This window comes from Vreelandella salicampi (assembly GCF_013415105.1).
GTDB lineage: Bacteria > Pseudomonadota > Gammaproteobacteria > Pseudomonadales > Halomonadaceae > Vreelandella > Vreelandella salicampi.
In genome coordinates, this window is the sequence record NZ_JACCDF010000002.1 from 345384 (window position 1) to 364928 (window position 19545).

The following is a 19545-nucleotide window of genomic DNA, read 5'->3' on the forward strand; positions in this document are numbered from 1 at the left end:
AGTCGGTCCTCATGCAAATAAATGATTGTTTGCCTGGCAACATAATCAATGTCACCGGCTACGCTATGTGAGTGTAGACGGTCAATGAGAGTGAGGTTAGGCGCTGCTTAATCGTTTAGTCAACGATATATAGACGAATGGATGGTGAATTGACTATAAAACGTTGATAAATTGTCGTCATGGATAACGCTAAGGAGACCTATATGTCGTCACGTTCGTTACGACTCAATGCCGACATGGGGGAGAGCTTCGGCCCCTGGGTGATGGGGATGGATCACGAGGTGATGCCGCATATCGATCTGGCTAACGTGGCCTGTGGGTTTCACGCTTCCGACCCCGATGTGATTCGCATGACGGTGCGGTTGGCGCGCAAGCACGGTGTTACCGTAGGCGCGCACCCGGCTTATCCGGATATGGTCGGGTTTGGTCGCCGCTCGCTGGCATGCTCGGCGGATGAAATCGAGAACCTCGTGCTCTATCAGTTGGGGGCGCTTGCCGGGGTGTGCCGCGCGGAGGGGTTAACGGTAGGCTACGTCAAGCCCCACGGCGCGCTTTATAACGACATGGCCCGCGACCCAGAAATCATGACCGCCGTCATACGGGCGATTCTGGCCTTCGATGCGTCGCTCCCTTTGATGACCATGGCGACCCGCCATACACAATCCGTTCGCGCGCTTGCCGCCGAGCACGGCGTCACACTGTGGTTCGAGGCATTTGCTGATCGTGCTTACGACGAAGAAGGGCGCTTGGTGTCGCGGCGTGAAATGGGGGCGGTGCATCACGACCCGAATGTGATCGTCGATCAGGCGGTACGCATCGCCCGGGGGCAGCCGCTAACCGCCCGCGATGGTAGCGAGTTGATACTCGAGGCGGACACGCTGTGTGTGCACGGCGATAACCCGGAATCTATCGCTGCTGTGAAGGCCATTCGCCAGGCGCTCATCGGGCATGCTCGGCAGGAGTCAGGTAAGTGAGTGCTAACGGTCAACACCTTCCCCGTATTGAGGCAGCCGGCCTGGATGGCTGGTTAGTGCGGCTGTTCGACCGCATCGAGGAAGATAATCTGGCCTGGATCAGCGCGCTGGCGCGCGAGTGCGAGATGGCTTTCGGGGCCGCGCTTATCGACCTGGTGCCGTCTTACACCACGCTGCTCGTGGTGTTCGACCCCATGCAGCTAACCCCGCTAGCCGCGCGGGAACGTTTAGTGGAACGGCTTCGCCAACTGCAGCCCGATGAAGCGGCGCTGGCGGGCGAGGTGCACGAGCTACCGACTTGGTACGACACCAGTGTCGGCCCCGACCTAGAGCGCGTTGCTGAGCACGCGGGCTTAAGCGTTGAGCAAGTGATTGATTGCCACGCCAGCGCGACGTATCGCGTGTTTGCGCTGGGCTTTGCGCCGGGGTTTGCGTTTATGGGGCTGTTGGATGAAAAGCTTGAGGTGCCGCGGCTCGACACCCCGCGTAAGCGCGTGCCGGTGAACAGCGTAGCGATTACTGGGCGCCAGACGGCGGCGTACCCTGCGGCCACACCGGGCGGCTGGAATCTATTGGGCCGCACGGCGGCAACGCTCTTCGACCGCGAGCGTGAGGGCTTTAGTCTGTTAAACGTCGGTGATCGCGTGTGTTTTGTGTCGGTGGATCGAGACACCTTCGCCAGCAAGGGCGGCGATACCACACCCGTCGACGACACCTAACGACCCGGGAGGCCAGTCAACCAGTCAAGGAGTGAGGTAGGTCCATGAAAGAGGTAGGTCTATGAAAGAGACAAGCCGCGTAGGGTTTCGTGTCGAGCGCGCTGGGCCACTGGCGCTTTTGCAGGATGCCGGGCGTTTCGGCGTGCGCCGCCTGGGCGTGACGCAAGGCGGCCCGGCGGATTTACACGGCTGGGCGTGGGCCAACCGCCTCGCGGGAAACCCCTGGGGCGCGGCCGCGCTTGAAGTTACCTTCGGTGGGCTAACGCTTGTGGCTGAGTGTGATGTCACCATAGCGGTCGCCGGGGCCGATCTGGGGGTGACACTCGATGACACGCCACTGCCGCTTTGGCAGCCGGTCGTCGTGCGTGAAGGGCAAACGCTGCGCTTCGGGTCGCCGGTGAATGGCCTGCGCGCTTATTTGGCGCCCGCCGGGGGCTTTTACGCCGAGCCGGTACTCGGTAGCGTCAGCTGTGTGGCACGCGAGGGGCTCGGTGGCTTTGACGGCCACGGCAGCAAACTCGCCGATGGCGACCGTTTAACGGTGAGCGAAAAGGTCGGTCAAGCGGTAGAGCAAACCCAGGCGCCTGAAAGGGAACGCATCGACTACCGCGAACCGGCAACGCTCGCGCTGCTGCCCGGCGCGCAGGTGAGGGATTTCACCGGCGCGAGCCTTTATGCTGCGTTCAACCAGACATGGCGGGTGGACGACCGCGCCGACCGTATGGGCGTGCGTCTCACAGGCCCGCCCCTTGCGTGCCGCGTGACGTCGATGATCTCCGAAGGCATTGGCCTGGGAGCCGTTCAAGTGCCGCCGGATGGCCAGCCGATTGCGCTGCTCAACGACCGCCAAACCATCGGCGGCTACCCACGCCTAGGCGCGCTAACACCGCTTTCCGCCGCACGCTTGGCGCAATGCTTACCCGGCCAGGAAGTGCGCCTCAGCGCTACTTCAACGGAAAACGCGCTGATGGCGTACCGGCATTTTAGGTGCAGTTTCGGCACCTAGTTGGGCGAGCTTGCAGCGCGATTAATTTCTCTTTATTTATTTAGAGTATATGGTTATTCTTTTATTAGTTGCGTTGATTTAAGTGCAGTTTTACTCAGCTAGGAGCGACTACCATGCGTTATGTTTCATGTTGTGCCTTACTGATTGGTCTATTGTTTTCGGCGGTGAGCTGGGCACAGACTCCGATAGCGGTGGAAGACACACTGTCTGAAGTGACGCTACCTGATGCTCATGGCAATGCTTATCAGGTGCCTTACCCTGGTCTGCGCCATTTACTGTTTAGCGATGATATGGATGGTAATGAGCTAATGGAGCGGGCATTTGGCGATTTGGATAAAGGCGAGTTCACTGCCGCAGGCTTAGCCTATGCGGCTGATATCAGTGGTATGCCTAGCCTTATTGCACGCTTTTTCGCCATTCCGTCACTGCGTGATTATCCCTTCCGCGTATTACTCGCAAGAGATGAAAGTACGCTTGCCCACATTCCCCGAGAAGCAGGTAGCGTCACCGTGTTAACGCTTTCTTCGCACGGTACCGTGACACAAACACGTTTTGTGACACGCATAGACGAGCTCACGGCGCTCCTACCTTCTCGCTAGCGCTGTTTTGTTTGCCGTGTGCTCTCTAAACAAAATATCCTTCGGAGAAGTCTATGTCTGATGCGCTAACGCTTGGCTGCCCAAACTGCCTAGCAATCAACCGTGTTAACCCCACGCGGCTGAGGGATAATCCGACGTGTGGTAAGTGTAAAACCCTGCTTTTCACCGGTGAGCCGATTACCTTGACATCGGCCAACTTCCCCGCGCTGGTCGAGCGCAGCGAAATGCCGATTGTTGTGGATCTATGGGCGAACTGGTGTGGCCCGTGCAAAATGATGGGGCCCATTTTTGCTGAGGTGACTCGCGAACTGGAACCGCGCATGCGCTTTGCCAAACTCGATACCGAAGCGGAACAAGCCCTCGCCGGACGCTTCAATGTTCGCAGCATACCCACGCTCATCGTTTTCAAAAATGGCCGCGAAGTGGCGCGCCAAGCGGGAGTAATGCAGCAGACCCAGTTGCGTCAGTGGTTAACCCCCCATCTTATCGAGTAGCTTTTTTATCGAAAAGCGCGAAATACCCTACCTAATCCACGCATTGGGTGGGGATGGGTAGCGCGGCGTCCGGCTAGGCGCCTTGTGTTTCTGGTGTTCTTACATAATCGGCGCCATACCGTAAGATATGAAAGCCGAACGCGCTCACCAATACCGTTTCTATTGTTTAAGCTATACCCCCTTCGAGCGCAACCCTCTCTAGGATAGCGAACTTCACGACGCGCTGGCGCAGGGGTGTGCCTGTCTGTACCGGCTGTGCGGCTCAGAAGGGCAGTGAGGCATCGGTCAGCCTCCATACGCAGCGCGACTTCGCCTATGCTGTTAAATACCGTGCGCGGTTTACCCGCCACGCGGATGGCCAGCAAGGAAAGCCTTGTGGTGGCTGGTGCCAAGCGGTTGAACGACGTAACGGCGCCCCCCGACCTAATAAAGGCATAACGGATTTTGCTGGCGCTCGCGGCGCTGGCTTAAACGGGCGGGCATGGGGTCCGCCCAGCTGTACCCACCCAAAAGGAGAAAAGACAATGGGTAAAACACGACGTTGGCTGTGTGTGGCGCTCGCCATGGTGCCGATGATGGCTCAGGCTGGGCCAGGGCCGTTCGGCCTATCCGTGGGGGAAACCACCATGGAAGAAGCGCGTACCGAGCTATCGGGTAAAACGTCTTTGCAAAGCAAGGGCACTAACAAGTGGTCGAACGGCCCCATGCTAAGCAGCGCTGGCGCGGGGCTGGGCCTGGATGGACTGCAAGAAGCGCTCTTCATTTTCGACCAGGAGAACACCCTCACCAGTGTCGTTCTCTCGCTTCATAAGAACCGCTACGAGGACATGCGCAAAATGCTTGGTAATCAGTATCCGTTGATTGATGAGCAGGCGCCGTTTGTGGGCAATAAGATCGCCACCTTCCGTGAAGAGGGCGTCACCATCGAGGCTAAGTCGCCTCACATGAGCTTCACCATGACCTTGAGCTATCTAAGCGAGGATTTCTCTCGCCAGTATCAGTTAGCCAAGGAGCGAGAGCAGCAAGAAAAAGCGCAGCGGGAAAGTTCTCAGCTGTAACTCGCGTCGGGGTGGTTGCCGCCGGTGATCGCCCCGCACCCAATTGGAGCAACCCAATGTTAGAAGCGCATTTTTGGTGGATATTGATTGGCTTGTGCTTGGTGCTTGCCGAACTCATGACGGGCACCGTGTTGCTGATCGCGCTGGCGATGGCCGCGTTTTTAACCGCTGCCGTGGCCTACTTCAATATTGGCATCGTTGGACAGCTAATTGCGCTAGGCGTCAGCGGCGCTATCTTCGTGCCCGTCGCCATTAAGGTAATACGCCCCTACTTTTCACCCGCTGGGATTCATTATGGGTCGGTGGGTGCTGGCGCGGAAAACGGCAAGCTCTTTGAGATTGTCGAGCGGGATTTTGACCATGCCCTTGGCATCAAGATTCACGGTGATTTCTTTCGCGCCGAGCTGGTGAATGCGCTGTCTTCTGATGACGCCTTACAAACTGGTGATCGCGTTATCTTCGATCACTTCGACGGCACGACCGCCAAGGTTCACCGTCACCCATCTAATGGCAAATCGCCAAGAGATTAACCAACACAAAGGAGTACGACATGGAACAAACGATTGGCGCCAGCCTTATATTGAGCGGCATTATCGCCATTATCGCCATCCTCATCATCGTAAAGGGACTGGTCATCGTTCAGCAGTCCGAATCCGTGGTGATGGAGCGGCTAGGCTCATTCAATCGGGTGCTCGAAAGCGGGGTGAATATCATCATCCCGTTCATCGACAAACCCCGCCCTATTACCATGACACGTTACAAGCGTGTGGAGGGGCAGTTCATCCCTCAGACCAAGGAAGAGACGCGCATTGACCGGAGGGAGACAGTCATGGACTTCCCGGGCCAGCCGGTCGTCACCACCGACAACGTCACTGTCCAAATTGATGGAGCGCTCTACTACACCATCGTTAAGCCAGAAAACGCTGTCTACCAAGTGGAGAATATGTCCCAGGCGGTGGAAACCCTGGCGAAAACATCGCTGCGTAGCGTGGTGGGCCAAATGGAGCTGGATAAGCTCTTTGCCAGCCGTTCCGAAGTCAATGCTGATATTCAGCAGGCAATGGAAGAGCCAGCATCCAAGTGGGGGATCAAGATTAACCGCGTGGAACTCCAGGATATTCAAATGCCGGAGGAAGTCGAAAACGCCATGCGCCTGCAAATGGCAGCCGAGCGTAAACGCCGTGCCACCGTAACCGAAGCCGAGGGTGACAAGGCAGCGGCTATCGCCCAAGCGCAAGGTCAGCGTGAGTCTGCCATCTTGAACGCGGAGGGCGATAAAGAATCCGCCATCCTTCGCGCCCAAGGCGAGCAAGAGTCCATCAAGTTGGTGCTGGAAGCGCTCGGAGATACCGACAAAAACAAAGAAACCGTGGTCGGCTACCTGCTAGGCCAAACCTACATCAAGACGCTGCCCGACATGGCGAAAGAGGGTGAGCGCGTATTCGTACCTTACGAGTCGAGTGCACTCTTGGGCTCTATGGGGATGTTCCGCGAAATGGCGGGCAACCCAAGCGACCAAATGGCCGCTAACGCGTTAAAAGGCGGCGTCATGGGTGGCGCTGGCGCGCAAGCTTAACCACCAACCGGTTATCTTCCCAAAAGCCTGGCGTCGAGTCTAATGCCAGTCAGTTAAGCCTGACTGGCTTTTTTCTAGCCGCATATTTTTGTGGTTGTACCCGGACAGTACGCGGGTAAGCCTGGCCATTTCGCTCGCGCTTGTGGCGATGTCGTCAGGCGAACAAGTCGATCTTGACGACCCAGCGAGTCGATTTCTTCATACTGTGTTCCTTTGCGTAGCGGAATAAGCCAGTGGCGCTGCTCACCTGCCTGCTGCCAGGCATGCAGCAACCCCAGTGAGTAAAATCCGCGATCAAATAACGTCAGGGAGTGGACAGGCGTGCTGGCTATCAGGTCGGTTGTTAGCGCCACTTCGCCAGTCGACACACTATCAAGTGCGGCGCCGGTAATGAGGTGGTTCGTCAGCTCCATTTGGCACACTTGAGGATAGCTTGCCTCCCGATGAGCATTACGTGTTCTCGCAAAGGCCGCTTGATTATCAGGCGAGTCTGGCGTTCGCCATACCACACCGTCCACTCCCAGGAGGGTTAGCCCACACCAATGAGGATGCGGCGTTTGCTCATGCCACAGTGCCTGCGTTTGCTCAAAGACCTGCTTGACAGCCTCGCCCCCAAGCGCTAACACGCCTGAACAACCGCACTGGGGCCACGAAAGGACGTTTACCTGGCAAGACAATATCAAGCTGATTGACGACCTGGGAATCCCGTTCCACAAGCGCCTTAGCACTGATGTTGGGGGAAGATGTCAATGCAGCCGTTCTAACAGCTCTTATGTAAGATCAAATCGGCGGCGCGGCTGGCGATGGCGGTGACCGGCATGGTGGTGTTGCCGCTAATCAGCGTCGGCATAATCGAGGCATCGACCACGCGCACGTTGTCCAAGCCGTGTATCCGTAGCTCGGGGTCTACCACGGCCAGCGCATCGCTGCCCATCCGGCACGTACCCACGGGATGATAGATACTTTCGGCGCGATGACGAATGTCACGCTCCATGGCGCTTTTATCTGTCACGCCGGGGCCGGGTTGCCACTCTTTTTTGCCCAGCGTGCTAAGCGAGGGCTGGTGCATGATTTCCCGCGCGGTCTCCAGCGCCCGCAGCATCCCCGCCATGTCTTGAGGCTCGCTCAGGTAACGCGGGTCAACCCGCGGGCTATCACTGGGCTTAGCCGATTGCAGGCTAATATGGCCGCGGCTAGCCGGGCGTAGCAGGCAAGCGCGCAGGGTATAGCCGAAATAACGTATCGTGGGGCCAAGCTTGCGGCCGTGTTTGACCTCCACGGCGGGGAGAAAATGCAGCTGTACATCGGGGCGAGCACTATCAGGGTCGGTGGCGACAAAACCACCGGCTTCGGCCAGGTTGGAGGTGAGCTCACCTTGGCGCTGATTCAGATATTCCTTCAAGGCGTGGTAGCCTCTTGGCCAGTAGCGCGGGTGCAGCGAAATGCTTTGCTGGCGCTGCTCGTGCCAGATCACACTGATATCGAGATGATCCTGCAAATTGGTGCCCACACCGGGCAGTTTCAGCTTTACCGGAATGCCGTGCTGAGTGAGTTCCTGTTCGGGACCAACCCCCGATAGCATGAGAAGCTGTGGGGTATGAATCGCCCCGGCGCAGAGCAGGGCTTCCACCGCTACCGGCACGCGGTGGTGTTTGCCACGGCTTACATAGTGCACGGCGGTGCAGTGCTGATTTTCCATTTCCAGCCGCTGCACCTGGGCGCCGGTTAGAACGTGGAGATTGGGGCGATCAAGCGCTGGATGCAAAAACGCGTGGGCATTGCTGCAGCGCTGCCCGTCGCGCTGCATCACATGGTAAAACCCTGCGCCTTCCTGTTGTGTGCCGTTGAAATCGCTATTGGCTGGCAATTCCGCTTCTTGCGCCGCCTTAACAAACGCATGGCTGAGAGGGTTGGTGCTACGGAGCTTGCTGATGGTGACCGGGCCCCCTTCACCGTGCAGGGGAGAAGGGCCTAGCGGGTGATCTTCAATCGCCCGAAAGTGGGGCAGTAGCGATGGAAAGTCCCAGCCGGAAAGTGCTTTGTCTCCGGCTGCCCAGTCGTCATAGTCTTGCGGCTGGCCTCGTGTGCAGCACATGGCGTTGATGGCGGTACTACCGCCCAGGGTTTTGCCTCTGGGCCAAAAAAGGCGCCGCCCATTGAGCTCCGATTGCGGCGTGGTGTGCAGCGCCCAGTTCAGCCGGCGGCTATGCATTAGCGGCAGAATGCCTGCGGGGGCGTGAATGAGTGGGCTGGTATCCGCCGGGCCGGCTTCGAGAAGGCAAACGTGGCAGTCTGGGTGGCGGCTAAGACGCTCGGCGAGTACGCAGGCGCTAGCGCCTCCTCCGATAATGATATAATCCATCATTTTGATTCCGTTGTTGTTTTTCTGTATTCGACGAGTCGGCTATTGCGTCTCTTTAACGATAGCTGGTATTAAAAACGCTAGCCAAACCGCATTCATTTAATCGCAAAACTGGCCTGCCAAAGGAGACGCATTCTGACAGCGACTATTTCGATGCACTTTGTCAGGTCACTGTTTGATGGCTTGCCGCAAGAGGCCACATTGCAAAAGCGTTGGCTCAAGCGTGCGGGTATTTCACCTTTTTTACTGGGTTCATCGCACGGTCGAGTGACGGTTGAGCAATTTGCCACCCTGTATCGGCTGTTGGTCAACGAGTACGACGACGAAACGCCGGGTTTTTTTGCCCGCCCACTGCGCGGTGGCACGCTCAAGCTGTTGTGTTTAAGCGTATTGGAAGCGCCGACGCTCAAGGTGGCGCTGCATCGCTACACGCTTTTTTTCCATATTCTGCTCGACGATTTTGCCTACGACTACCGCGTGGAAGGGGATCTTGCGCGTATTGCCCTGGTCGAAAAGCAACCGCTAAACGGCAACCGCGTGCTGATCCACGAGCTGATGCTCAAGCTTTTTCACGGCATCGCTTCGTGGCTGATTGCGCGCAAAATTCCCCCGGCGATGATGGAGTGCGCTTATGCGCAGCCTCCCCATAGCGCGGATTATTTGTACTTTTATCCGGGGAAGGTCGCGTTCGATTGCCCGCAGACGGTGCTTTATTTCGACCGGGCGCTGCTGGAAGAGCCCATCCGACAAACCAAACGGCATTTAGGTGAGTTTCTCAAACGGGCGCCGGCCGATTGGTTTTACGTTTCCTTTGAAGACCGTTTGTTCTCGCATCGGGTGCGTGAGTATCTGATGAACGAGTATTTGGCGCCCCAACAAAGCGCGACGGCCAACGTGAAAGAGGTATCGGAGGCGCTGAACATGTCGGTGCGTACTCTGTCGCGGCGTTTGACCGTGGAGGGCACGCACTTTCAAGCGGTCAAGGACGAGCTGCGCCGCGATATGGCCGTTGAGGCCCTGACCCGCAGCGACGAGCCGTTGGTAAGCATCGCCGAAGGTCTGGGCTTTGAAGACCAGGCTTGCTTTAGCCGCGCGTTTCGCGCCTGGACCGGCAACTCGCCCGCCGCGTATCGGCGGGCCACCTTGATGCCGATTTCCTAACAGTCTCGCTCCCCGTCACACATCCTGGCGGATGCGCTTTTTGTCGAGCTTGCCCACGCTGGTTTTAGGTATCTCATCGACGATACGAATAAAGGAAGGCAGCGCCCAGCGGTTGATCTTGCCTTGCTCGATAAACTGCGTGAGAAACGCCTGGATTTCATCGCTTTCGGGCGGTGCGTTGAGGTCGCTAGGCACCACAAGCGCGGCAGGCCGCTCGCCCCATTTATCGTCAGCCACACCGATCACTGCGACTTCGGCAACGCCAGGGCACTGAGCAATCAGGTTTTCGAGTTCAAGCGAAGAGACCCATTCACCGCCGGTTTTGATCACGTCTTTGATGCGGTCGCGGATCTGCAGAAAGCCGCGAGCATCTAGCGTTGCCACATCGCCGGTGTGCAGCCAACCGTCTTGCCACAGCGCTTCGCTGCGCTCGGTCTCTTTGTAGTAGGCCTGGGTGAGCCAGGGCGCGCGCACGCGGACTTCGCCGACGCTTTCGCCATCGTGGGGCAGCGGTTCGCCGGCTTCGTTGACCACCTGCATATGCACCAGCGGAATGGGTAAGCCCGCCTTGCAGCGCCACGGCAGCTGGGTGTCGAAGTCGGCGTCGTTGATGTCCTGAGGCAGAATATCCGCAGTGAGAAGCGGGCAGGTTTCCGACATGCCGTAAGCGCTGCGGGTATCGATACCCAGCTCCCACGCGCGGCGCGACAATGCCTGCGTGAGCGGGCTACCGCCGACCAGCACTTTCCAGCCACTAAGATCCACCTCGCCTGAGTCAATCGCCTCGGCGCCGACCACCATGCCGAGCAGCGTCGGCACGCAGTGGGAGAAATCGACCTTTTCCGTGACCAGTAGCTTGATCAGCATTTCGGGTTCATAGCGCCCGGGGTAGACCTGAGTGGCACCGAGCAACGTCGCGGTATAGGGCACGCCCCACGCGTGAACGTGGAACATCGGCGTAATCGGCATGTAGACCTTGTCGCGGTTGAGTAACTCAAACCCCGGCGCCTGTAATGTGCTGGCCTCGGTCAGGGTGTGCAGCACCAGCTGGCGGTGGGTGAAGTAAACACCCTTGGGGTTGCCGGTAGTGCCGGTGGTGTAGAAAAGCGTGGCCACCGCATTTTCATCGAAGGTGGGGAAGTCGTAGTGGGTGGGTTGCTCAGCCAGCAACGCTTCGTATTCGCCCACGAGGGGCAGCGTCGTGTTGAGCTCGCTTGGCTCGTCCTGGCAGAGCAGGTAGCCGTGAACGAGCGGGAGGCGCTCTTGAAGGGGCTCTAACAGCGGCACGAAATCCGGGTGGATGAGCACGAAGGCGTCTTCGGCGTGCTCCATAGTGTAGTGGACCTGCTCGGGGGAGAGGCGCACGTTTACCGTGTGCAGCACCGCGCCGATCATCGGTATGGCAAAAAAGGCTTCCAGGTAGCGGTGGCTATCCCAGTCGAGCACCGCGACCACATCGCCCGCCTGCACGCCTTGCGTGGTCAGCAGGTGAGCCAGCTGGTGAACCCGCTCTTGAAAGCGGGTGTAGCTGTGGCGGCTTAGATCGCGGTAGACGATCTGGTTATCTCCCGCCATACGCACGCCGCTTTCTAACAGCTCGCTGATCAAAAGCGGCGGATTGGTGGCGGATGTTGTCGCGGGTAAAATTTTGGGCGTGACGGTTGTCATAACGGTGTGTCCTTTTTTTGGCGTATGAATTAGCAGCGCTCGATCAGCAGGGCAATGCCTTGGCCGCCGCCGATGCATAGGGTAATTAGCCCGTAGCGACCGCCGGTGCGCTCAAGCTCGGCCAGCGCCTTTAGCGTCAGGATAGCGCCGGTCGCGCCGACTGGATGCCCAAGCCCAACCGCGCCGCCGTTAGGGTTGAGGCGTTCGGCGGGGAAGTCGAGTTCGTCGGCCACGGCCATGGCCTGGGCAGCAAAGGCCTCGTTGGATTCAATCACGTCGATATCGCCGATGGAGAGCCCGGCCTGCGAGAGGCAGCGGGTGACCGCAGGAATCGGCCCCAGCCCCATCAGATGCGGTTCGACGCCAGCGGTGGTGCCCACCAGCAGCCGCGCCCGGGGCGTTAAACCGCGTCGGTTGGCCTCGTCGGCATCGGCAAGCACCAAGCTTGCGGCGCCATCGTTTAAGCCCGAGGCGTTGCCAGCGGTGACAATGCCATCTTTCTGAAAAGCCGGCTTGAGCCGGGCCAGGTCGTCTAGCGAGACGCCTTCGCGCACGTGCTCGTCCTGATCGAACACGCGCTCCTTTTTGCCTTCGCGCACCGTGACCGGCACGATCTGCTCGGCAAAGCGCCCCTCGGCGATGGCGCGCGCCGCTTTGTGGTGGCTCTCCATGGCGAAGCGGTCCACCGCCTCGCGGCTTAAGCCGTAGCGGCTGGCGATGTTCTCAGCGGTGCACCCCATATGGCCGCTGTCGAAAGGGTCGCTCAGGATGCCGAGCGTCAAATCGGTGACGGACGCGTGGCCCATGCGTAGGCCGGTGCGCGCCTGCGGCGGCAGCAAATAAGCGCCGCGGCTCATGGATTCCGCGCCGCCCGCCAGAGCAAAGCGGCTATCCCCCAGGGTGATTTGTTGGGCCGCGGAGAGCAGCGCCTGCACCCCAGAGCCGCACAGACGGTTGACGTTTAACGCACCCGCGCCGTCGGGTACGCCGGCCTCGCGGGCGATATGACGGGCGAGGTAGGCATCCTGCGGACCGGTGGTGATGATATGGCCGTAGACCGCGTGGTCGATGGCGTCGGACTCGACGCCTGAGCGGCTAAGTGCCTCCCGAGCGGTAAGGGAGCCGAGCTCAAACGGCGCAAGCCCCGAAAGGCTGCCGCCGAAGCTGCCAATGGCCGTGCGGGCGCCACCTAGGATGACAACGGAATCAAGACGCATGCGAGTAATCCTTCTGTAGCGGAATAGAGGCTGAGATTGAATGACAAATTAGGCTTTGCCCAGCAACGAGCGGGCCACGACTTCCTTCATGATTTCCGACGTGCCGGCGTAGATCGTCTGTACGCGAGCATCGAGATAGAAACGTGAAATCGGGTATTCGCGGGTATAGCCGTAGCCGCCAAACAGCTGCAAACAGGTGTTGGCGGTGGCGCACTGCATTTCGGTGAGGCGCAGCTTGAGAACCGCCGCCTCGGTGGGGCCCATGTTGCCGTGGCGATACTGCGCCATGCACTTTTCCAGATAGGCGCGGCCCATTTCGATATCCGCCTGCACCTCGGCGAGGGTAAAGCGGGTGTTTTGAAAATCGCCTATCCGCTGGCCGAAGGCGCGTCGTTCTTTGACGTAATCCAAGGTCAGCGCGAGCGAGCCCTCTATGGCACCGAGCGCCTGCGCTCCGACACCCAAACGCTCGCGGGGCAGCTCCTGCATCAGGTAGGCAAAGCCTGCACCTTCTTCGCCGAGCAGCGCATCGTCGGATAGTTCGATGCCGTCGAAAAAAAGCTCGGCGGTGTCGCTGGCATGCTGGCCGATTTTCTTGATCGGCTGACCGCGGGAGAACCCGGGTAGCGTGGTATCCAGCAAAAACAACGAGACGCCTTTGGCCCCGGCGCTCGGGTCGGTTTTGGCGCAGACAATCACCATATCCGCCACTTGGCCGTTGGTGATAAAAATCTTACCGCCGTCTAATTGCCAACCGCGCTCGGTGCGCTGAGCGCGGGTTTTCATGGCGGCCATGTCACTGCCGGCGCCCGGTTCGGTCATGGCAATGGCGCCGATCACGTCACCCTTGGCCATGGCCGGTAGCCAGCGCTCTTGCTGCGCGGGCGTGGCGATATGCAGCAGGTAAGGCATGACGATATTGGCGTGGATGTTGTAGGCGCTGGCCAGCCCGCCAAAGCCGCGCCGCGAGATTTCTTCGATGGCAAGCTGGGTAATGGTGAAATCAGCCCCGGCCCCGCCGAGGGTATCCGGCATATCGATACCCAACAGCCCCGCTTCGCCCATGCGTTGCCACAGCGCGCGCGGCACCTCGCCGGCCGTTTCCCAGGTGTCGTAGTGTGGCGCGACTTCCTGCTCCAGAAAGCGGCAGATCATGTCGTGAAACAGCGGAGTCAGTTCATCTTCGGGCGTATTGATGCTCACGCGTGAAGCTCCTTGCGCAGGTGACGCTTGAGAATTTTGCCAGCGGTGCTCTTGGGTAAGGCGTCGGCGAAGTGCACCTGCTTGGGCACTTTGTAGTGCGCCATAAGGCCTTTGGCATGCTCGATCAGCGCGGCTTCGCTCACTTCTTCCCCTTCTTTGAGCACCACCACGGCGGTGATCGCCTCGATCCATTTGTCATCGGGCAGGCCGATCACGGCGACCTCGGAAACAGCGGGATGCTGGAACAGCGCTTCTTCTACCTCGCGGCTAGCCACCACGATGCCGCCGGTATTGATCACGTCCTTGATGCGGTCGACCACGTAGAGATACCCCGCCTCGTCGACGTATCCCACATCACCTGAGTGAAACCAGCCGCCGATAAACGACTCTTCGGTCATCTCGGGCTTGTCCCAGTAGCCAGTGAGCAGCTGTGGGGAACGGTGGACGATCTCGCCGTGCTCGCCTGCGGGGACGTCATTCATCTCGGCGTCGACGATGCGTGTCTCGACGGTAAGAATCGGTCGGCCCGCCGAGGACGGGCGGTCGTCGTGCTCCTCAGGCCGCAACACGGTGGCAAGTGGGGCAATTTCGCTCTGGCCGTAGCAGTTGTAGAGTCCCACGCCAGGGATGCGCTGGCGCAGCTCCTCGAGTACCGGCACCGGCATGATCGAGGCGCCGTAATAGGCCTTTTTCAAACGGCTTAAGTCGTGGCGGTCAAAATCGGGATGGCGCAGCAGGCTGATCCACACCGTGGGCGGAGCGAAAAACGAGACGATGCCGTGGCGTTCGATCTGCGCCAAACAGTCGTCCGGTGTGGGCGCTTCGCGCAGGTGCAACGGCGCGCCCAGCAGCAGCGCCGGCATCAAGAAAACGTGCATCTGTGCCGAATGGTAAAGCGGCAGGGCGGCAAGCATGGGCTCGTCGTCCTTGATATCCAGCGCCACCATGCAGGCCATGTACTCGGCAAGCAGCGCCTGGTGGGTCATCATCGCCGCCTTGGGGGCGGCAGTAGTGCCGGAGGTATACAGCAGCTGCGCCAGACTTTGGCCGTCGAGCTCTATCTCGGGCTCATCGTCGTCGCCTTCCGCCAGGGCGATCTGGAGCACATCAAAGCCTTCGCTCTCCTGGGCGTGCAGCGTGCCGGAGAGGGTTAGGTTGACCGAGCGGCAGGCGGCGTCGACTTTATCGGCCAGGCTGTTATCGCTTAATAACCCGCTGGCGCCGGACTGCTCAAGGATGTAGCTAAGCTCTTCGCTACTCAGGGCGAAGTTGATCGGCACGTGGACCAAACCGGCGCGGGTGGCGGCCAGCCAGGCGATCACGTAGGCATCGGAGTTTTTGCCGTAAACGGCCAGGCGGTCTCCCGGTTTGAGGCCGTGGGCCAAAAGGCGGTTGGCGACGCGATTGACGGCCCGGTTTAGCTCGTCGTAATGCCACTGGCGGTCATTGAATGCCAGCGCCAAGCGGTCGGCGTTTTTACTGGCGCTGCGCGCAAGCGCGGCGCCGATAGTGTTTTGTTGGATGCGGCTCTGCATGGTGATCTCATCTCCTGTAATGATGTTGTTGTAAGAACGTTAGGGAGACGGGTTAGCTGTCGTTATTCACCAGATGACAATCGCTTTCGCTTAGCGGGCGGAAGGCCTCTTCAGCGGGAATGGTGCGCACCAGCCGGAACAGATCGTCTTCGTCGGTGGACTCTTCTGGGGTTTTTACTTCCACCAGGTACATGTCATGAACCATGCGGCCGTCTTCACGGATATAGCCGCCGGTGGCGAAAATATCGTCAATCGGCGTGGCGGCCATTTGCTCACGCACCGCCTGCGCTTCATCGGTGCCGATGGCATCGACCGCCTGCAGGTAATGAAGGGTGCTGGAGTAGAGGCCCGCGTGAACCTGGGTGGGCATGCTGCCGGTACGCTCTTTGAAGCGCTCGGCCCAGGCGCGCGCCTCGTCGTTCAGGTCGTAATACCAAGCAGTGGTGAACTGTAGCCCTTGAGCGGCTTCCAGCCCGAGGCTGCGTACATCAGTGCTAAACAGCACCATGCCTGCCAAAACTTGGCCCGCCTGGGTGATGCCGAACTCGCTTGCGGTGCGAATCGCGTTGGTGGTATCCGAGCCTGCGTTGTTAAGCGCAATCACATCAGCACCGGAGGCCTGCGCCTGCAGCATAAAGGAGGAGAAATCATTGCTGGGGAAGGGGTGGCGAATGCTGCCAACGATATTACCGCCGTTTTCTTCCACCACACGGGTGACATCGCGCTCAAGCGCATGGCCGAAGGAGTAGTCGGCACTGAGCAGGAACCAGTCGGTATTGCCTTCTTGGGTGATGGCGCTAGCGGTGCCGTTGGACATCGCCCAGGTGTCGTAGACCCAGTGGATATGGTTGGGCGAGCAGCTTTCATTTGTCACTCCGGAGGAGACGGCGCCGTTGACCAGCCCCAGGCGGTTTTCTTCTTCTAGTAGCCTGACAGCAGCCAGGGTGACCGACGAAGCCACAAGCCCCGTCACCATGTCCACGTTTTGTTCGTCAATCCAGCCGCGCACGATGCTGGAGCCGACATCAGGGCTGTTGCGGTCGTCGGCGCTGAATAGCTCAATCTCAGCGCCGGCGACGCTGCCGCCCATATCCTCAATGGCCATCTCGATGGCGTCTTGGCCCAGCGGGCCGATGGGGTCGCGGTAGGCGCCGCTCATATCGGCTAAGTAACCGATGCGGATTTCGTTGTCGGTAATCTCATTGGCGTCTGCTTGGCTAGCCAGCATGACGGAAGCAGCGAGGGTGCTGAGCGCGAGACATTGCGTTAGTTTCATTGTGAAGCCTTTGCTGTTGTTATTTTAGGCAGCTGATGTGGTCTTCAGCTGTGGAGTTAAGCCGCTATTGTTGACGGGCTGTCACACCATGCTAGAAACAAACGCGCTCGCTGAGTTGACTGATCCGGTCAATTTTTTTGCAATTCATGCCAACTTATGGCGGTTAGTAGTTCACGTAAACAAGCTTATCGCCAAGAAAGCCACATTTCAGGACAGCTTGCTAAGGGTTAAGACAAGGGGGAGGACAAGGTAGTAGGACAAATGGGTAAGACGAAGTGGTAAGGCAAAGTGCTCAGGAAGCTATCATCCGAAAGATTGAGTTTTATTGTGCAGTAGTTATACATTTTGTTGTTTAATTATAAGAGTGCTGCTACTTTATTTGTGCGGTAGGTGTTATGACCTAATAAGTAACGCGATTTTTGCAAGGAGTCAGTTATGGAAATGGTGAAGTTTGGTAGCGATGATATCGAAAATAGCTTAGCGAGCATGGACGAAAAAAATCTGGATGAACTTGCCTTTGGCGCTATCCAACTAGATAAAGATGGCAAGATTCTGCAATACAATGCCGCAGAAGGGGGCATCACCGGTCGTGATCCCAAAAGCGTGATTGGTAAGAACTTTTTTAAAGAAGTCGCACCCTGCACCCAAGGCAAAGAGTTTGAAGGTCGCTTTAAAGACGGGGTGAAAAGCGGCAATCTCAACACGATGTTCGAATACGTATTTGACTATCAAATGCAGCCGACCAAGGTGAAGGTGCACATGAAAAAAGCCATTTCTGGCGATACGTATTGGGTCTTTGTTAAGCGGCTCTAAGCGCCCTCCTTGTTCATGTTGTTGTCCCTCTATTTGAAGGAGCGTAATCCGTGCCAACATGGATGACTCCGACGCTGATCCGCCCGTTACTGTGTTCGCTATTACAGTCAGAGTTGAGTGCTTATCGGGATGTTTCGCTTGCTTCCCTGCCTGACGCTCCTGCAATTGATTCGCTGGAGCGTCTCTATTTAGCATCGAGCGTGGCGGCGTTTTTCTGCCTGCATGAGACCGGCGTTGAAGATCGTCTGCTCATGGAGGAAAGCGTGGAGGCGTGGGCGGCGCTGATTGCAAAAGCAGTAGCGCACACCTCCGGCTTGGTTTTTCGCACTTCAGGCAGCTCCGGCGAGCCCAAGGCCTGCCACCACCGCTGGGCGGATATCGAGGCCGAAGCGAAAGCGCTGCATCAGCGTATTAGCGAGCGCACTACGCCTAAGCGCGTTGTGGCGTGGCTTCCTTTGCACCATCTTTACGGTTTTATGTTGGGCGTGGCTTATCCCGCCTTCAATGGCATAGACGTGGTTATCGCCGACAAAACGCTTCCTCCGCTGTTAGAAGGTGATGTCGTCGTCACTGTGCCGCCGCGCTGGGCGTATCTTGCCAAGGCGCGTACCGACTGGCCTTCCAGCGTGCTTGGGGTGAGTTCAACCGCGCCGCTACCGGGCGAAGTCGCTGAAACCCTCTCGCGCCAGAACATGGCGGCGGTGATGGAAATTTACGGCAGTTCAGAGACTGGCGGCGTGGCCACGCGTTTTCGCCATGACGCGCCTTTTACGCTGCTTCCCCACTGGCAAAGATCGACAGCCGATACGCTAACAGCGGCAGACGCGCGTGCTCATGCGGCGAGCCTGCCTGACCGCGTCGCATGGGAAGATACGCGCTGTTTTACCTTGGCGGGACGACACGATGATGTGGTGTCGATTGGCGGCGTCAACGTCAGCCCTATCGCGGTCGCTCGCGAGATGGAAGCCCTGCCCGAAGTGCGCCAGTGCGCGGTAAGATCCACCTCGGCCGGTGACGGTCAGATGCGCCTCAAAGCCTTTGTGGTGCCAGCAGAGTCCTCACGCCATGATGTAGGCGAGCGTATCGACGCGATGCTCAACGATTGGCCTGCCGCCAAGCGGCCGGTTTCTATCATCTACGGTGATGCGCTGCCTACCAACGCCATGGGCAAGGTAACCGATTGGTAGCGCCACCCGCGCCGCTCAAGTAGGGACATATAAAAAGGACATTGTTTTCTCACCCTTGAGCGGCTCGAAGCCGTCGCCCATGCGCTGCGCGATGCAGACCAGGTCGCGCCACTTTTAGCACCGCTGGAAAGTACGCTACCTTGATTTGGGCTTATCTGTGTTATTGAGAAAAATGGTGACAATATGTCAGAAGAATCCCGCCTAAAGGTCTATTACGACGGTGCCTGCCCGGTGTGCCAGCGTGACAGAACCCGCTATGAGCGCTGGGCGGGTGAAGCCGGTAGCAGCGTAGAGTGGTGTGATCTAAATCAATACCACGAGACCTTGCGCGCCAAAGGTGTCGACCCGCAAGCGGCGCTGCTGTCGCTGCATGTCGAAAACGAACAGGGCGAAATCCGCGAGGGGATAGAGGCCTATATCGCGTTGATGCGTCGCGTTCCCCGCCTGAAACCGCTTGCGTGGCTAATCGGGCTACCCGGGCTCAAACCGTTGCTGCGGTTTTTCTACGATCATTGGGTCAAACGTCGCCTAAAGCGCGAAGGACGTCTGCCGTGATGATTGCCGTTTTCTTGCGGTGAGGTGCTTTTTTGAGCCACAGAGGCCTATCAACTTTTGGCCGATGTCGGTTGGAGCAGAATATTTGTTATGATTATTCGCTATTTATATCGCACTTTCCCGGATTCCGGCGCAAGGAGGC

At 58.5% G+C, this 19545-nt stretch carries 18 protein-coding genes and 1 pseudogene; 12 read left to right on the plus strand and 7 right to left on the minus strand.

The features are described 5' to 3' along the window. The first annotated feature begins 203 nt into the window (after positions 1–203). The 8 genes from HZS81_RS04420 (at position 204) to HZS81_RS04455 (ending at position 6426) form a co-directional block, all read left to right on the plus strand. Positions 204–974, plus strand: coding sequence for a 5-oxoprolinase subunit PxpA (locus tag HZS81_RS04420; RefSeq protein ID WP_179929331.1), 771 nt, complete (start codon positions 204–206; stop codon positions 972–974). Next, on the plus strand, positions 971–1693 hold the full coding sequence (gene pxpB / locus HZS81_RS04425; protein WP_179929332.1) for a 5-oxoprolinase subunit PxpB: 723 nt from the start codon (positions 971–973) through the stop codon (positions 1691–1693). Before HZS81_RS04420 ends, pxpB begins: the two co-directional genes overlap by 4 nt. Positions 1694–1754: 61 nt before the next feature. Beyond that, positions 1755–2699, plus strand: a complete 945-nt coding sequence (locus HZS81_RS04430; protein WP_179929333.1) for a 5-oxoprolinase subunit C family protein — start codon at positions 1755–1757, stop codon at positions 2697–2699. 113 nt (positions 2700–2812) lie between these two features. Next, positions 2813–3298: a hypothetical protein gene (locus HZS81_RS04435; RefSeq protein WP_179929334.1), complete on the plus strand. Its 486-nt coding sequence runs from the start codon at positions 2813–2815 to the stop codon at positions 3296–3298. A gap of 53 nt (positions 3299–3351) precedes the next feature. After that, complete coding sequence (gene trxC, locus HZS81_RS04440) at positions 3352–3792, plus strand: thioredoxin TrxC (RefSeq protein ID WP_179929335.1); 441 nt, start codon at positions 3352–3354, stop codon at positions 3790–3792. A gap of 524 nt (positions 3793–4316) precedes the next feature. After that, positions 4317–4850, plus strand: a complete 534-nt coding sequence (locus HZS81_RS04445; protein ID WP_179929336.1) for a hypothetical protein — start codon at positions 4317–4319, stop codon at positions 4848–4850. Between the two features lie 56 nt (positions 4851–4906). Beyond that, positions 4907–5380: an NfeD family protein gene (locus tag HZS81_RS04450; RefSeq protein ID WP_179929337.1), complete on the plus strand. Its 474-nt coding sequence runs from the start codon at positions 4907–4909 to the stop codon at positions 5378–5380. A 20-nt stretch (positions 5381–5400) separates the two neighbouring features. After that, complete coding sequence (locus HZS81_RS04455) at positions 5401–6426, plus strand: SPFH domain-containing protein (protein ID WP_179929338.1); 1026 nt, start codon at positions 5401–5403, stop codon at positions 6424–6426. A gap of 113 nt (positions 6427–6539) precedes the next feature. Here the strand turns inward: HZS81_RS04455 and HZS81_RS04460 are convergent. Further along, positions 6540–7122 (minus strand): annotated as a pseudogene (locus HZS81_RS04460) (IS4 family transposase); the annotation flags it as partial. Between the two features lie 64 nt (positions 7123–7186). Next, on the minus strand, positions 7187–8791 hold the full coding sequence (locus HZS81_RS04465) for a GMC family oxidoreductase (protein WP_179929340.1): 1605 nt from the start codon (positions 8789–8791) through the stop codon (positions 7187–7189). Between the two features lie 150 nt (positions 8792–8941). Between HZS81_RS04465 and HZS81_RS04470 the strand changes: the two genes are divergently transcribed. Then, positions 8942–9949: an AraC family transcriptional regulator gene (locus HZS81_RS04470; protein WP_241697363.1), complete on the plus strand. Its 1008-nt coding sequence runs from the start codon at positions 8942–8944 to the stop codon at positions 9947–9949. 15 nt (positions 9950–9964) lie between these two features. Here the strand turns inward: HZS81_RS04470 and HZS81_RS04475 are convergent, their stop codons facing one another. Genes HZS81_RS04475 through HZS81_RS04495 form a run of 5 tightly spaced genes read right to left on the minus strand, consistent with a single transcriptional unit; the run spans position 9965 to position 16848 of the window. Further along, positions 9965–11617 (minus strand): fatty acid--CoA ligase, encoded by a 1653-nt coding sequence (locus tag HZS81_RS04475; protein WP_179929341.1) that lies wholly within the window; start codon positions 11615–11617, stop codon positions 9965–9967. A 29-nt stretch (positions 11618–11646) separates the two neighbouring features. Beyond that, positions 11647–12834 carry a beta-ketothiolase BktB gene (gene bktB, locus HZS81_RS04480; RefSeq protein ID WP_179929342.1) on the minus strand — a complete coding sequence of 396 codons (1188 nt, stop codon included), beginning with the start codon at positions 12832–12834 and terminating at the stop codon, positions 11647–11649. Between the two features lie 48 nt (positions 12835–12882). After that, on the minus strand, positions 12883–13989 hold the full coding sequence (locus HZS81_RS04485) for an acyl-CoA dehydrogenase family protein (RefSeq protein ID WP_179929468.1): 1107 nt from the start codon (positions 13987–13989) through the stop codon (positions 12883–12885). A gap of 44 nt (positions 13990–14033) precedes the next feature. After that, positions 14034–15572, minus strand: coding sequence for a fatty acyl-CoA synthetase (locus tag HZS81_RS04490; RefSeq protein WP_179929343.1), 1539 nt, complete (start codon positions 15570–15572; stop codon positions 14034–14036). Between the two features lie 52 nt (positions 15573–15624). Continuing rightward, the gene (locus HZS81_RS04495) at positions 15625–16848 is read right to left on the minus strand and encodes an ABC transporter substrate-binding protein (protein ID WP_179929344.1); all 1224 of its coding nucleotides are present in this window, start codon (positions 16846–16848) and stop codon (positions 15625–15627) included. Between the two features lie 435 nt (positions 16849–17283). Between HZS81_RS04495 and pyp the strand changes: the two genes are divergently transcribed. From pyp to HZS81_RS04510, 3 genes are all read left to right on the plus strand, one after another. Continuing rightward, complete coding sequence (gene pyp, locus HZS81_RS04500) at positions 17284–17661, plus strand: photoactive yellow protein (RefSeq protein WP_179929345.1); 378 nt, start codon at positions 17284–17286, stop codon at positions 17659–17661. Positions 17662–17711: 50 nt separating this feature from the next. Continuing rightward, a complete protein-coding gene (locus HZS81_RS04505; RefSeq protein ID WP_179929346.1) occupies positions 17712–18848 on the plus strand; it encodes an AMP-binding protein in 1137 nt (378 codons plus the stop codon). Between the two features lie 183 nt (positions 18849–19031). Next, positions 19032–19403, plus strand: coding sequence for a thiol-disulfide oxidoreductase DCC family protein (locus HZS81_RS04510; protein WP_179929347.1), 372 nt, complete (start codon positions 19032–19034; stop codon positions 19401–19403). Positions 19404–19545 lie beyond the last annotated feature (142 nt).